The sequence below is a fragment of the Paenibacillus sp. J22R98 genome (assembly GCF_059383835.1).
This window is the reverse complement of sequence record NZ_JBXENW010000001.1, coordinates 585,893-601,707: the sequence shown is the minus strand read 5'-3', so window position 1 is coordinate 601,707 and position 15,815 is coordinate 585,893. Positions and strand designations below refer to the sequence as shown.

Annotated in this window: 10 protein-coding genes; all 10 read right to left on the bottom strand. The window is 51.0% G+C overall.

Annotated elements, in window-relative coordinates; translation table 11 throughout:
• Nucleotides 1–52: 52 nt before the first annotated feature.
• The 10 genes from AC50Y3_RS02785 to AC50Y3_RS02740 all read right to left on the bottom strand — a co-directional run bounded on the left by AC50Y3_RS02785 (nucleotide 53) and on the right by AC50Y3_RS02740 (nucleotide 15,798).
• Nucleotides 53–1,039: an ABC transporter permease gene (locus tag AC50Y3_RS02785; protein ID WP_494817232.1), complete on the bottom strand. Its 987-nt coding sequence runs from the start codon at nucleotides 1,037–1,039 to the stop codon at nucleotides 53–55.
• Entirely contained in the window at nucleotides 1,032–2,006 is a 975-nt protein-coding gene (locus AC50Y3_RS02780) for an ABC transporter ATP-binding protein (protein ID WP_494817231.1), read from the bottom strand. Before AC50Y3_RS02780 ends, AC50Y3_RS02785 begins: the two co-directional genes overlap by 8 nt.
• A 12-nt stretch (nucleotides 2,007–2,018) precedes the next feature.
• Nucleotides 2,019–2,846 carry a GDSL-type esterase/lipase family protein gene (locus AC50Y3_RS02775; RefSeq protein ID WP_494817230.1) on the bottom strand — a complete coding sequence of 276 codons (828 nt, stop codon included), beginning with the start codon at nucleotides 2,844–2,846 and terminating at the stop codon, nucleotides 2,019–2,021.
• A 184-nt stretch (nucleotides 2,847–3,030) separates the two neighbouring features.
• Nucleotides 3,031–4,209, bottom strand: coding sequence for a formate-dependent phosphoribosylglycinamide formyltransferase (purT, locus tag AC50Y3_RS02770; RefSeq protein WP_494817229.1), 1,179 nt, complete (start codon nucleotides 4,207–4,209; stop codon nucleotides 3,031–3,033).
• A gap of 69 nt (nucleotides 4,210–4,278) precedes the next feature.
• Nucleotides 4,279–6,120: an ABC transporter ATP-binding protein gene (locus AC50Y3_RS02765; protein WP_494817228.1), complete on the bottom strand. Its 1,842-nt coding sequence runs from the start codon at nucleotides 6,118–6,120 to the stop codon at nucleotides 4,279–4,281.
• A complete protein-coding gene (locus AC50Y3_RS02760) occupies nucleotides 6,117–7,895 on the bottom strand; it encodes an ABC transporter ATP-binding protein (protein WP_494817227.1) in 1,779 nt (592 codons plus the stop codon). The genes AC50Y3_RS02765 and AC50Y3_RS02760 overlap by 4 nt, the downstream gene beginning before the upstream one ends.
• Before the next feature lie 310 nt (nucleotides 7,896–8,205).
• Nucleotides 8,206–11,895, bottom strand: coding sequence for a dynamin family protein (locus AC50Y3_RS02755; RefSeq protein ID WP_494817226.1), 3,690 nt, complete (start codon nucleotides 11,893–11,895; stop codon nucleotides 8,206–8,208).
• 53 nt (nucleotides 11,896–11,948) lie between these two features.
• On the bottom strand, nucleotides 11,949–12,215 hold the full coding sequence (locus AC50Y3_RS02750) for an NAD/NADP transhydrogenase alpha subunit (protein ID WP_091215539.1): 267 nt from the start codon (nucleotides 12,213–12,215) through the stop codon (nucleotides 11,949–11,951).
• Between the two features lie 42 nt (nucleotides 12,216–12,257).
• Nucleotides 12,258–12,905: an endonuclease III gene (nth, locus tag AC50Y3_RS02745; RefSeq protein WP_494817775.1), complete on the bottom strand. Its 648-nt coding sequence runs from the start codon at nucleotides 12,903–12,905 to the stop codon at nucleotides 12,258–12,260.
• Between the two features lie 187 nt (nucleotides 12,906–13,092).
• The gene (locus tag AC50Y3_RS02740; protein ID WP_494817225.1) at nucleotides 13,093–15,798 is read right to left on the bottom strand and encodes an S-layer homology domain-containing protein; all 2,706 of its coding nucleotides are present in this window, start codon (nucleotides 15,796–15,798) and stop codon (nucleotides 13,093–13,095) included.
• Between the last annotated feature and the right edge of the window lie 17 nt (nucleotides 15,799–15,815).

Genomic DNA, 15,815 nt, shown 5'->3' with positions numbered 1-15,815 from the left:
GCTTCCTTGCATTCTTTTTCCATTCAAGCCGATTCGCTCACTTCAAGCTATTCTAATTCATGATGTCCTGTTTCGTAAAGACACCGAATGAAACGATAAGTCCGATTGCCGACCAAATCGCAAGGATAATCAAGGAAAATGAAAGTGTCATGCCTTGAATTGGCGGCGGGGAGCCTGCTAAATAATCGGTTAGCTGCAAATTGACCGCGAAAACATATTTGGCACTTTCCCATGATGATGACATACTCGACAAGATCGTACCTGCGATGACAGCCGCCATCATCGTAACGATACTCGCCGCCGTGCTTCGAACAAGAACAGATACCATGAGCGCCAGAATGGCAACGGTCATGGATGAGACCCAGATCAGTCCACCTTCCATGAGCACAAACAGCCACTGTGGAACGGCATGTACATACGAGCTCTCAATTGTTGAGCCCTGGATGACAAATCCTGTAAACACCGGTATTTGCCAGCCGGAATACCCGAATACCGCGCCTGATATAAGATAACAGAGAATGGCGCTGACCACAACGGTTAATGAAACATAGAACGTTAAAGCGACGAGCTTGCTCAGTAAAATTTTCCAACGCCTTACAGGTCTTGTGAGAAGCATCTTAATGGTTCCCGTCGAACGTTCGCCGGACACGAGGTCAGAGGCAATGGCAAGCACCAGCAGCGGATAAAACAGCGTAACGGCATTCGACATAAAGCTGCGAGTAAAGGTTACACCATTAGGTGAGTTAGGATTTACATCGTGATCCAAATAATACTGAAGCTGTTGAACGGCAATTCGGCGATTGCGCTTCCACTCCTCCGGAATGCGATCGCTGGAGAGCATATTTTGATACTCATTGATCTGCTGAACGAGCTGATTCCGCCAATCCGCAAAGTTTTTACGGTTGGTTTCCGCTATTTTCATTTGGGCATACGTAAAGATCGGAATAAGTACGAGCAGCACAAGCACGACGACGTAGAAACGCTTCTTCTTCCATATTTTCAGCGTCTCATTCTGAATGAGCGGCAGCAATCTATCCAATGCTCTCACCCTCCGTCATTTGCAAAAATAGTTCTTCCAGCGTTGGTGCGATCTTTTGTACCGAAACAACGCCGATCCCGGCATGTACGGCTTTCTCAACGATGGCTGAAATGCGTTCCGCCCCCATTGAAGTGATGATGGCATCGGTCAAGCCCGCCAATATGCTTTCATCGATCCGATGCTCGCCATCGCGAATTAACCGAATGTTCTCCTCTGCTTCAAGCAGCTTTCTTCCCGCTTCAGTCTGGTCAAATTGCCACACGACATAGCTGCCGGTCTGGTTCACCAGCTCGTCAACGGCACCGACAGCAAGCACTTCCCCATGGCTGATAATGGCAACGCGGTCGCACATCAGCTGGATTTCGCTTAGCAAATGGCTTGAAATAAACAAGCTCATTCCCTGGTCCGCAAGCATACGAACGAACTCGCGAAGCTCTTTAATCCCTTTCGGATCCAATCCATTCGTCGGCTCATCCAGAATGAGCAGTTTCGGTCTGCCAAGCAGCGCCTGCGCGATGCCAAGACGCTGGCGCATGCCTAGTGAATACGTCTTCACTTTGTCGTGAATACGTTGCTGCATGCCGACGATCGCAACAACTTCGGCAATGCGATCTTGACCGATGCCGCGCTGCATACGAGCAAAATGCTCTAAGTTCTCCCATCCGGTCATATAGCCGTAAACCTCCGGATTCTCGACGATACAGCCGATATGGCTGAGCGCTTTCTCCGGATCTTGCTGCACATTGCTGCCGCATATTAGAATCTCGCCCGAAGTTTGCTTGATCAGCCCCACAAGCATACGGATCGTAGTCGTCTTCCCAGATCCATTGGGACCGAGAAAACCGAAGATTTCACCGCTTTTCACTTCAAAAGAGACGTTTTTTATGATCATTTTGCCGCCAATCCGTTTCTTCACATCTTTAACGGAGAGGACGACTTCTGTTTCCGATAGGGTTTGTAGACTCATTAGACAGGTCTCCTATTCCAGTGACTGCACGATACGTGCCGCAATTTGTGCATAGCCTTCGTGGTTCGGGTGAAAATGATCGTTCGACAGATAGCTGTCAATCGAACGTTCAAACATATCGAATGAAGGCACCAAGGTCATGTTCGGATACCGGTGCAGCATCGAATAGGCTTCCTCATTCCACTTCTGAACCTGCAAACTGCCGTCTCTAAGGTCCGTAATATTGTAAAAAGGGTTATAAAGGCCCGTGTATACCACTTGTGCGTTAGGATTGATTTCGTGCAGCAGCTTGATCACTTTCGATAATCGGTCGATGCCATTGGGGAGCTCCTTCTTCACCATATCCAAACTGATATCTCCCGTCATTTCCCCGGCAGATTGACCGTTTGCGATTTGGAACAAATCATTGCCGCCAATGGTGAAAACAATTAGATTAGCTTGCTGCAAAGCGTAACGATAACCCTTGTCCGTGCTAAGCAAATGAGCGAGCTGATCCGCCCTAAGACCGTTTACAGCCAAATTATTGTTTAATTTGACAGGAATCAGCGGATATTTCTTCTTAAGCAGCGTTACGACCTGTTTGACATAACCTTCGCCTGTTGCGTCGCCTGTCCCCTTCGTCAGTGAGTCGCCAATCGCGGTAATGTTGATTGCCTTACTGCTTCCAAGGTCGCTTGATTCCGGCAGTGCCGGCTTTCCCTGCTCCCCTGTGTATGCTTCGGCATGCGGATACAGCATGTCCTTCACCGCATAGCCAAACCCGCCGATCATCAGCAATGTCGAGACCAGCGCCGAAATCCCAATCGTTCTCCATAACACGCTTGATGATGCGCTTCTCATGCTTCCAACGCCCCTTTAAAACGCAATAAATTCTATAATGTTTAAAGTAATGCTTTCGGCTGTAATTTGCAAATTTCACCAATTGCTGTAGATGCAAAAAAAGCCGGTATGCGCCGCCGGCAGCCCCCGTAAGGAAACCGCTGGCGTTGATTCAGCATACTCGGCGAGTTTATCGCACGATATTTTATTCGTACTTGATAGTGAGGGACTGCGCTGCTTGTTTAGCCAGCTCGCGTGCTTTCGAGCAGTCATCGGCTGAACTGAGGGCAACAGCCATACGGCGGCCCGGTTTCGTAACCGGTTTGCCAAACACGCGTACTTGCGTATTAGGTACCGACAGCGCTTGCTCCAGCCCGCCGATTTGGAAATGCTCCGAGTCGCGGTCAGCTTTGAGCGTATACGAAGCACCCGGCGTCAGCAGACGGATGGTTGGAATCGGGAAACCCAGAATCGCTCTTGCGTGAAGCGCAAACTCGGATAGATCCTGCGTCACCATCGTAACCATACCTGTGTCATGCGGGCGAGGCGAAACTTCACTGAACAGCACGCCATCCTTCGTCAAGAACAGCTCGACGCCGTAGATACCGTAGCCGCCAAGCTCCTCCGTTACTGCACGAGCAATGGCTTCGGCTTCTTCGATTTGCTGTGCCGACATTTCATGCGGCTGCCAGGACTCGATGTAATCGCCGTCCTTCTGTACATGTCCGATCGGCGCGCAGAACGATGTGCCCGATGCCGAACGTACCGTTAGGAGCGTAATCTCCGATTCAAAATGGATAAAGCCTTCGACGATGACACGCGTTTTCTTCGCACGGCCGCCTTCCATGGCATAATTCCAGCAAGCTTCGGCATCTCCTTCTGTTTTGCAGACGCTTTGGCCTTTGCCGGATGAGCTCATGATCGGTTTAATGACGCAAGGAGTGCCCAGTTCTGCCACTGCGGCTTTAAGCTCGTCCAGCGTATCCGCGAAGCGGTATGGCGCTGTAGGCAGGCTCAGTGTTTCTGCCGCCAAACGGCGAATGCCCTCGCGGTCCATCGTCAGCAAAGCAGCCCGTGCCGTAGGAATAACGCGATAGCCTTCCTTCTCCAGCTCCACCAGGGCGGAAGTCGCGATGGCTTCAATTTCAGGAACGAGCAGATCGGGTTTCTCCTTCTCAATCAGTGCGCGAAGGGCAGCCGGATCCAGCATATCGATAACATAGGAACGATGTGCAACCTGCATCGCCGGAGCATTCTCATAGCGGTCGACAGCAATCGTTTCTACGCCAAGGCGCTGAGCTTCAATGATAACTTCTTTGCCAAGCTCGCCGGAACCGAGCAGCATAATTTTACGAGCCGTAGATGAAAGCGGTGATCCATACATATAGAAAAAGAACCTCCTGGAAGAAATGTTTTCTTCCATTGTGGAGGTTCTTTGGCGAAAAATCAAGAATTATGCCGATAAAAAACGATACTGCGCTTCAATCAGACCATTATAGGTGCCTTTGTGACGAATTAGCTCTTCATGGCTGCCTTGCTCGACGATTTGACCATGATCCAGCACGACGATGCGGTCTGCGTTACGAATGGTGGACAAACGATGCGCTACGATGAAGGAAGTCCGGCCTTTCAAGAGCTTCTTCAAAGCCTCTTGAATTTTGAGCTCGGTTTCCGTATCGATGCTTGCCGTTGCTTCATCCAGAATCAAGACGCGCGGATCAGCGAGCAGCGCTCTCGCGAAGGACAGCAGCTGGCGTTGTCCCATCGACAAACTGTTGCCGCGTTCTTGAACCTCCGTGTCATACCCGTCCGGCAAACTCATGATGAAATCATGTGCATCTACTGCAGTAGCTGCTTTTACAATTTCATCGTCCGTAGCGTTCAACCGGCCAAAACGGATGTTCTCGCGAATCGTACCGGAGAAAATAAACGTATCCTGCAGCACGACCCCGACCTGCGAACGCAAGCTCTCGATGCTCACGTTGCGAATATCGATGCCATCGACGCGTACAGCACCTTGCACCGGATCATAGAAGCGGCAGAGCAGATTCATAATGGTACTTTTGCCTGAACCGGTATGTCCAACCAGTGCGATCGTTTGTCCGGCTGTAACATCAAGCGAGATGCCGCGAAGTGCCGGACGTCCTTTCTCGTATTCGAAGACGATGGAGTCGAACGACACATCACCGCGGATACGCGGGAGTGCGGCTGCATTCTCCTGCTCGCCAACTGTCGGTTTCTCATCGATAAACTCAAAGATCCGCTCAGAGGAAGCCATTGCGATAAGGAGTTGTGCGTACATTTGGCCCAGCCTGTTAATTGGCTCCCAGAAGTTGCCGACATAGTTGGCAAATCCGACGAGCACCCCTACCGTAATGGCGCCGGCTTGAATCAAATGCGAGCCGTACCAGAACAGAATCAACGTACCGATCGCAGAGGTGACTTCGATAATCGGCCCGAATGCCTGGTTAAGGGCAGAAGCTTTATTCCATGCTTTAATATTCGTGTTATTGATGTTCGTGAAGAAGCTGAAATTGGACTTCTCCTGCGTATAGGCTTGAGTAACGCGCATCCCTTGAATACTTTCGTTCAAATGCGCATTGATTCGCGACTGCTTCATCCGTACATCCTGCCATGCGAAACGAATCCGTTTACGCAAGGCCGTAGAAACAACGAACATAAGCGGTACTGTAATCATGATGGCAATACCGAGCTTGAAGTTCCAAGCCAGCAAAATGACGACGATCCCGACGAGCTGTACACAGTCCATCAACAAGTTGACTACACCGTTCGTGAACAAATCCTGAAGCGCATTGACGTCATTCGTAATACGGACCAATACGGAGCCTGCCGGCCGTTTGTCGAAGAAACGGAATGACAGCTTCTGAATATGTTTAAAGAGATCCTCGCGCAGATCATAGATGACCTGCTGGCCGATTACATTCGTATATCGAATCCGGTACGTGTTAGCTGCCCATTGAATAATATAGAGGGTCAACATAATCCCCGCAAACAGGTAAAGCTTGCTCAGACTCGGATCTCCGCCATCCTTCGGCTGAATCGCCTCATCGATCGCCATGATGATGATGGCCGGAATGGCCAGACGCGTAAGCGTTCCGAGCACCATCATGACGATAATGACAGGCAGTAATTGTTTCCGATAAGGTTTCATATACGAGAATAAACGGGTAATTTGAGACCAGTTAAACGGTTTCTCGATCGCATCGTCATCCTTGTAGATGAAACGCTCATGACTGCCTCGCGGCTGCCCTTTCTGCTGCTGCTCCTCACTCACTGTGCGACCCTTCTTTCTGCTGCTAATTCGGCTGTGGCGGCGCTGGGACGGTCTGCATATTGGATGTTATACGTATCCTGATATGGACCCGTCTGTGCAACTAATTGCTCATGCTGCCCGCGCTGCACGATATGACCATTGTCGAAGACAAGAATTTCATCCGCATGACGAAGCGACGAAATCCGGTGTGCGATAATGAAGGTTGTTCTACCCGCCATAAGCTCACTGAAGCCGGCTTGAATTTCATGCTCGGTTTCCATGTCTACGGCGCTTGTTGCGTCATCGAGAATGAGAATACGCGGATTCTTAATCAAAGCGCGCGCAATGGCAATCCGCTGCTTCTGACCGCCTGAGAGCCCCATTCCGCGCTCACCGACGATCGTGTCGTAGCCTTCAGGAAGCTCCATAATGAAATCATGCGCTTTGGCCAGCTTCGCTGCCGCTATGATTTGATCCATCGTGACATCTTTGATCGCATACGCGATATTGTCACGAATCGAACAAGAGAACAAGAATGTTTCCTGGAATACCGTAGCGATTTGGGAGCGAAGGCTCTCAATCGAAATGTTGCGAATATCTTCACCGTCGAGCGTAATACTTCCCGTCTTGATGTTATAAGCACGCATCAGCAGCTGGATCACGGTCGATTTACCGGAACCGGTTCCGCCGAGCATCCCAATGACCATACCCGGTTTGGCATCAATGTTCACATTGGTCAGTGCAGGCGCTTTATCCGCATAATTAAATGTCACATTATGAAATTGCACATGGCCTTCAATCTGGCTCTCATCCAAAATTGTCGGAGATTCGACATCTTTCACATGTACATACTCGTTCAGCAGCTCAAGCAACCGTTCACCGGAAGCTTTGGACTGCGTGTAGTTATTGATCAAGAAGCCCATCGCCCACATCGGGTTGATGATGTACCATAGCATACTGAAGAAGGCAACCATCTCACCCAGCGTAATCGAACCCCGGATAACGAGTGTTCCGCCGGCCACAAGTAGAATTACCGCACATGCGCTTGCCAGCAGCTCCATTACCGGGAAGAAACGTCCCCACAAGCCGGATGCGGCAATTTGGTTTTGTTTGTAAGCCGCGCTTCGCGCCGAGAACTTATCCATTTCGAACGATTCGCGGGCAAAGGATTTGACGGTACGTACGCCTGTAATATTCTCTTGAACGGCGGTCGTCAAATGGCTCATCGCTTGGCGCATTTCTCTAAACGCCGGATGAATCAGCTTCTCGAACCGCAGTGCCACAATGACCAGAAACGGCATCGTGACAAGCGTAATCAGTGTGAGCTGCCAGTGAATGGAGAACATCATCGCGGCTCCGAAAATAATCATGAGAAACATGTTGAAAATTTGCGCGAAACCGAATGCGATGAAATTTCGAACCGCTTCCAAATCGGCAGTTAGACGAGACATCAAGTCGCCGGTTTTCGCCGTGTCATAATACTGAAACGACAGCGATTGCAATTTCGTGTAACACGCATTTCGAAGTCTGAATGCGACGCGGTTGCCTAGCCGACCGCCGAAAAACCCGTGTAGAAACTGAAAACCACCCTTTAAGGTAACGACCCCTACGACAGCGAGCGATAATGCAGGCACCCACTCAAATGTTTTGGGAACGATGACTTTGTCGATCAGTACTCGAAGTAAATTCGGATAGACTAGTCCGAGCGCGGTCGCGCAGATCAAAAAGCCGATCGAAGCAATCAAATTTCTGCGTTCGACCCAGTAAAACGGTTTAAGTTGCCTGAAGACGTCCAATGGGTAACCCACTCCCTGTTGCAATTTTATGAACCTTTTTATGAATATGAATGAATATTAACAGCATGAGTCCGGTACGGCAAACAGAGTGCTGGGGCATATAGTTGACAATATTCGCTTCCTCTTCCATCTCAGGTAAAGTTTAGGGGGTATTCTCCGATATCGTCGTAAATCATTGCCAACATGCGCATATTGCTCCGTTTTTGCACATTTACCCCTGTTTTTGCAGGATTTCATTTTCACAAAATAAAGAAGCTTATCCGGCTCAGATCGAGCGCCGGATAAGCTTCTTTTCTTGTTGGTTATGGATTTATATGGAAAGTAACGCTGCATGAACATTGCGCAGTTCTTCTACATCGGCATTATCGGACAAGGAAGCAAGCTTACCTTCACTGAATGCATCCAAATCCTTGCGCAGTGTATCCGCACAGTGCATCATGGCTTGATTCCACAGCTCCGAATAACGGATGCTCCACGCTTCCTCGGCAGCCTGCAGCCAGCGCTGCATGGGCGCTGTCAGTTGCGTTTCCAGTTCACCGCGCAGCGCGGCTTTGCCGTCGCCTTCGAAGAAATGGCGAGGCGACTTGAACTTGCTCCAAAGCAGCTTCGTATCGATTTCCTTCGCTTGCCATGGCGGCTGAGCCTCTGGGCTCTCCGGCTGTACCGGCTTGAAGTCAGAGGCTTCGAAGCCTTGAAGCTGCGAGCCGGCTTCTGCGGCAACCTCCGTGAACTTCTTCACGGCCAGCTTGCCCAACATGTTATCCAAACGCAGCGAAGTCGCTTCAAGCTCCTGAGCAAGCTCAATTTGCAGCAAACGCTGAAGCTCCAGCCATGACGTCCACATCGCTTTGCGCAGATCCCTTCCATCGTCCTGCAGGGACGATGGATTGAATGCGAAGTTGTAATGATCGCCGAATCGGAGCTGTACGCGCTGAAGTACATAGAAGAGCAGTTCCTTCAGCTCTTGCTGCAGCTTCGCGTTCGGCTGCGGCTCTTTCAGTTCATCCACAAGGCTGCGCGCGCGTGCTGCATGGGCGATAATATCCGCTTTGGCCTGCTCGCGGCTAAGTGCGTCACCGGAAGCAGCCTCCAGCCAGTTCGCAATTGTGCTGCGTGCACGCGCAAGCTCTTGCTCCGCTGCTGTAACCGCCAAAGCGCCGAGATCGCCGCTGGTGAAGCTTAAGAAAGAGGCTTCAAACGCGCCAATACCGGATTGCTCCATGAGTGCCTTGTTATTCGTGCGTTTCCCGTCCAGCGCCTGAAGGCTGGAAACCGGGAACATACGCGGGAATCGGATGCCATGCTGCTGCAGGTTCCGTTCCACGTGTGCGAGTACGCCGTCCCGTTCCTCTTCGTCCGCTGCCAGGTCGGCCGCGTTGACGATGAAGAACATTTTATCCAATTCAAACTGATCCTTCACGCGGCCAAGCTGAAGCAGAAACTGACGATCGGCCTGCGAGAAGGCATGATTATAATAGGTGACAAACAGAATCGCGTCCGCGTTCTTAATATAATTGAAGGCGACGCCTGTATGCCTTGCATTGACAGAGTCAGCTCCCGGCGTATCCACAAGTACGATACCCTGCGCCGTCAGCGGATTGCTGTGATGCAGCTCGATTTCGCTGACAAAACAAGACCGCGACTCTTCCGCAACATACAGCTGGAATTCTTCGCCGCTTACAGCCAAACGCTGGCCCAAATGCGCTTCATGGGCTGCCCAGCCTTTGGCTGCGGCTTTCAAGAAGCTGTAATGCGGGCGTCCGCCGGCATGCACGGCATCCGGTGTCAGTTTATGAATGGTTTGCAGCAGCACATCATCGCTGAGCGCCTGTGCGTCTTCCCCCAGTAAGTTAAGCGAGTAGCGCAAATCGTCCAGCATCGCCTCGCGGGACTTCATCAGTACCGTAGCCGTTCCGTGCGGATGCTCCGCGTTTGGCGGTACGATGCGATTGACCGCAGCCGTCGTCGGATTCGGCGATACAGGCAGCACCGCCTCGCCGAGCAGGGCGTTGGCGAGCGAGGATTTGCCCGCGCTGAATGCACCGAACAGCGCGATCGTGAATCGGCTGCTGCGAAGGCGCTCCGCCTTCTCGCGCATGCCGTGCACGGCCTGGGCGAGCGACGCATGCTGCGCCAGCAGCGCGGCCGCTTTGCTCAGCCGCTCCGCTGCTTGGCGCTGCGGCGCGAGCGCGTCTTGCGAAGCGCCGGGGTGTGCCGGCGCTTCTGGGGTTTCGCCGCCGGCGGCAGCCGCAGCGGCGGTCGCGCCCGCTGCGGCTGTTGCCGCGGGCACGGCCGCGGCCGTGCCGGCGCTAGGCGCAGCCGGCGGCACGGCGCCGGGGGCGCTGTGCGCCCCGCTGCCGAGCGCCACCGGCTTCGGCAGCGCCGGACGCGGCGGCGCCGGCGGCAGCAGCGCCGCGAGCCGCGCGAGATGCGCGGCCGCGCGCGCTTGCAGCGCGGCCAGCTGCGCGAGCGCGCCGGCTTGCAGCGCGAGCGCGCTAAGCCGTACGCGATGCGGCGCCGAGGCAGCTTCGCCAGCCGCGGCTGCGCGTTCGCCGAGCGCGTCGATGAGAGGCATCGCGCTCTTGCGGAACAACCCCTTTACAGCCGCTGCAAGCTCGCGGCTGTAAGTCATCGTGTACTCGTTCCCCATTACAGCGCCAGGGTTAACGAGGGAGATCAACAGGTCCGGCGTTAACAACCCGCTGAACGTATCCTTCAACTGCTTCTCAAGGGCTTCATCCCGCCAGCCCATCCGATCTGCAGTCCGTCGCAGCAGGTCAATGACATGCCATTCGATGCCAGCCTGCACAAGATCGGACAAATCTTTGAAGAAGGCTTGAAGCCGGCGCTCTTGCTCAGCAGCGGTTTTCGCTCCGGCAAATAGAAGTCCTGCTTTAAACCCCGTCTTGCGGCTTTCGAGAAAAGATTGTGCCAGATCCCGCGTGGCCGCCGGCGTAATATTCGCATTATCGAGGATGCTTTGCACATCGAGGCGCGTTTTCACGCGCAGACTCTCCGCTTCAGCTGCATGAACGCGCAGCTGCTCCTCAAGACCGGCGATTTCCTCGCGAACTCGCTCTGCTTCGCCTTCGCCGCCTGCTTCTGCAAGCAGACGTTCACGCTCAGGTTCTGCCTGCTCCTCCATCGCTTTCCCATGCATCCGAACGACATAACGAGCGGATGCATCTACACTGCATAGGGCAAGCGGTCCGCGGATGTCAGCGAGCGATTCGAACAAACCTTCGAGTGCGGGCCATTCCGAGTGCGGATGGTTCGGCTCACGCAACGACAAATAGACGATACCGCTCGGCTCCAAATGCCAGTTCCCGAACGCTTCGTCAACACTTTGTTTATACGCTTCGAATGTCAGTTCGCTCTCGCGATGCTTATCAATTTGATTCACAATCAGATAGAGCGGCTTGCCCCACTCCTTGAGTTGTTTGGCAAACGTAAAATTGATTTCAGACTGTACGTGATTGTAGTCCATTACATAAAAAACGACGTCTGCCAAATGAAGCGCCGATTCGGTCGCCATCCGGTGCGCGTCGTCAGTGGAATCAATGCCCGGCGTATCCAGCAGCACAGTATGCGTGCCAAGACGCGGGATCGGATAGGACAAGGAAATGGACAATACGGTTTCGCCGTCTTTACAGTACTCGTTTACTTCGTTGACCGGGACTTCGAGCGTTTGCTCCTGCCCGTTCACCAGTTTCTTAATGGTCGCATTCGCTTCCCCATTCTCAATGCTCACGACATTCGCGCTCGTCGGTATCGGACTTGACGGCAGCAATTGCGTGCCGCAAAACCGATTGACGAGAGTAGATTTCCCCGCTGAGAAATGTCCGCAGAAGGCAACGGTCAACTTACCGTTCCCTAGCTTATCTCGCAGCTCAAGCAGCCGCGCTGCATCTTGCGCATCCCCGGCGGCTGCCATGATCGGCGATAGTTCTGCAAGCGAGGTGTCCAGCGAATGAGCAGCTTTTTCAATCGTTTGGCTCATTTCTCTCTCTCCCTGTTTCCTACTCATTCAGACGAACTTGAACGTACTAGATGTTATACCAGTTGTACGGCAGGTACGCAAATCTCAAACACTTCGCCATGCTGAAGAATCGTAATGTTGCGCTCTTTCTCCTTCATGACCACACACTCAGGCTTAAGTCTCATACGTTCAATATATTGATCCGGTACGTCGCCTGCTCCGCTTACTGTCACGCCTTCCACAATAATTTCTTCATTTTCTTGCGGTGGGGATTCCATGATTTGCTCATAAATATCAGAGAATAGAGCGAAGTCTTTCGTGTATACGGAAATGCATTTCATGTGGGATCATCCTTATCCATTTGTTTTGGGTCAAACGTCTTATTACTTAGCCTTTCGGTTTAGAGCCGGTTTCATACGCAGTTTGCCTTCTTTGCAATAATCTAGCATTGGACAAACCGGACAATTCGGATTCTGAGCCTTGCAATGGTATCGTCCGAAGAAGATCAATCGATGATGCGTCTCTGTCCATAGTTCTCTGGGAACAAGCTTCATCAATTTCTTCTCGACTTCAAGCACGCTATCATCAGCCTTGGCAAAACCAAGCCGCTTGGATACACGTTCCACATGCGTATCCACTGCAATTGCAGGTACCCCAAACGCGTTGGATACTACAACATTTGCCGTCTTCCGGCCCACGCCCGGCAATTTCGTCAGTTCCTCATGCTGCTGCGGTATTTCTCCGCCATAGTCATCTAAGAGCATACGGCATAACTTCTGAATAAACAGAGCTTTGTTGCGAAATAGACCAATCCGTCTGATGTCGTGCTCAAGCTCATCCAGTGGAACAGCCAAATAATCAGCCGGTGTCTGGTACTTTTGGAACAAATCCGCCGTCACTTTATTGACCGTTTCGTCTGTGCATTGCGCAGACAACAGAACTGCGATCGTCAGCTCGAACGGATTGCGGTGATGGAGCTCGCAATGTGCGTCAGGGAACATCTCGTCGACGACACCTAAAAAATGATCCATTTTCTCTTTCGACTTCAACCGATCTCTCACTCCTATTTGAACCATCGAATCAAAGTGTAGCGAATATTGTCGCATTAATCAACCGCAAATGACCCTTAAATGACTGAATTTGTGCAGGACTTCACAGAATTGCAAAATAAAAATGTCCCGGCCGATTTCACCGGGACATCAGTCAATCCTGTTGTACTTACACCTTCGCGATTTCTACCAATACGTTCTGGTAGAAATACAGCAGAATCGCATCGCCATCTTTCAATTGAGCAATCGAAATTTGCTGGTCGCCTTGGGTGACTTTCGTAGTCGACGTTACGGCATATGTGTTCAACTCGGTTAGAGTAGCACGCTTAACAGAAAGCTCGCCGGTAGCAGCGTTGTACTTCCAGAACTTCTTGCTGATCCCGCTGTTTACCGTTACAACGACGCGATCTTTAGCGTCCTGCTTCACTTCAACGCGGTCACCGACTTGAAGAACCGCAGCAGAGCTTCCCGTCAGCCCGTTCTTCACAACGGTATAAGAATCGCCCAGCGTCACGCTAGTAACAACTCCGTTATTATCAACGATCGCCATGGAACTCGTGTTTACTGCGGTCAGCTTGCCGTAAGTGACTTTTACGAGCTTAAATGAAGCTGGGCTATAGCCAACATATTGAACATTGCCGGTTTGACCTGCTTTTAGATCAGCCAGTGTAATCTTATCACCGCGTTCGTTGTAAAACTCCATCAGATTCGCATTCAGATCAAGAATGGAACCATCCGTTGTTTTCACCTTCAAACGTTTGCCTGCAACATCAGTTGAGGATACACTCGTTTGCATGGATGTTTGTACCTGAAGCGTGATGACTTTATCTTGATTTGCATTCAGAAGCGCGGTAACGGTATCGCCTACTTTAACATCTGCAATCGTCGAAGATGTTTTACCGTTAATTTCAATGACATTCGGCAGCTCGAACGGAAGCGTGATGATCGAACCGTTACTCTGCGTGAGTGAAACTTGGTTCGAATTAATAGCTGCGACCGTTCCGCTATATTTGTATACGAATTGAATGAGGACCGCTTTATTATCGGTTACTCCGATGGTCAGCTTCCTGTTCTTCGACAGCAGTGAGCCAGCAGCACTTACGGCAACCGTTGATCCGTTCAGATCGATTCTTGTTTTATCGGTCAAGTAAACCGACATCGGATTTCCGTCTTTATCTTTAAAATCCAAAATCCTCGTATCACTTTCATAATTTCGAACGGTTGCGCCAATCAGCAGCGTAACATTGCGATTTACAACTTTGATCGCAACCACTTGATCATTCGAATTCAGCGAAATATCAAGGATATCGCCTTTGACAAGGTCAGCAATTGTTGTGCCTGTCAAACCGTCGATTGTTACATCCACTAATAGGGATACAAATTTTGCTTCCAGAGCGCTTTGAGCGGTTCCTGCATTTTTCACATATTGAATCGTCTTGCCGTCGCTGCTCGCCGAGTAGAATTCTCCGCGTATTAGCTTGGACGAAGTTTGCGTAATGGTGATTTTGGTCACTAACGAATTTTTCACTTCGTACGAAATGGCATCGCCAACACGAAGCTGAGACAATCCGCCATCCAAAATCTGCCCCTGCCAAATGACATCCACTTGCGGGGAGACATTAAACTTGTACTCGGATCCGGATACGCTGTCTTTCACCGTCACAGCTGCTGAAGCCGTATCAACCGCGCTAATGGTACCTTGACCATTATTGTTAATCGGTGCCGATTGTACTTTAATGGAGAGCGCTTGTGGTTTCGTTCTGTATGTATCGCGCGTAATCTCCACTTCGCTGTCTTTCGCCAGTGCACTCGGTTTAATTACCGCGCCGGCTCCATCTGTCACGACAGTCGCACTGTTATACGTAATGGCAACCGGCTCATCGCCAATCCACATCCAGATCTTACTATCGTTCACTAGGACGCGATCCACTGTCCCTTTAAGCTTCTCCACTTGTTTGACAGCGTCAAGCTGCTCAACATAAAGTGCTTTATTTCCGTTCGATATTACAAGGAGTTTCGTATTCGGTTCTAGATCTGCGAGCTTTGAAGGCTTCTCGGAATCGAATCGATACACATAAGTGTCCGGCGTCATATCAATCGCAGATTCTTTATCGTTCTGGTACAGATGAACAGAAGTTGCGTCAATGCTAGTCATCACTGCCGTTTGTTGACCCGTATAATTTACCGGGAATTGAGTTTCGGCTCTGCTGAAGATGGTCGCAATCGATGCGCGTGTGATGAAGCCTTTTGGATCAAAACGATCTGCTGTAATTCCTTTAATCAGCTGCAGGGATACGGCGGCATTCACATAACCCTTGTAATCCGCCCCAACTTTACTTCCATCGGAGAAGCTACTTGGATTATTTGCTTGCGCCTCGGCTTCTTTCTGCTTTCCAATCGCTTTCACAATCAGCTTCGTAATCCATTCGCGCGTTGCTTTCTGCGTGCCCCATGCGGAGCCCGGATTTGCTTCTGCAAGCTCGAATTCTTCCTTCTGATTTAGCAAGCCTTCTTGAAAAGCAAGAATAATATAGGGTTTGAAATAAGTGCTGACTTCGAACGAGTCCGGGAAAACGATGGCATCATCCACCTTAACCTCTTGCTCTTTACCGATAAAACGGATGGCCAGCGCGATCGCTTCCTGCTGCGACACATTATCCGCTGGTTTGAACGCACCATTCGTTCCTTTGACGATCCCTTGTGTGGCGAGCTTGGCGATATGCTTCTCTGCCCAATGGCCGGCAGGCACATCGCTGAATCGTGACGAAGCTGTATCCGCATACGCTAACGAACCGCCTACTGCAGAAAATCCTGTAAGTACTGAGAAAACCAACATAGATGAAACCACTTTAACCCATTTCTTCTGCTGCGGCATATTCTGTGAGCTCCTCC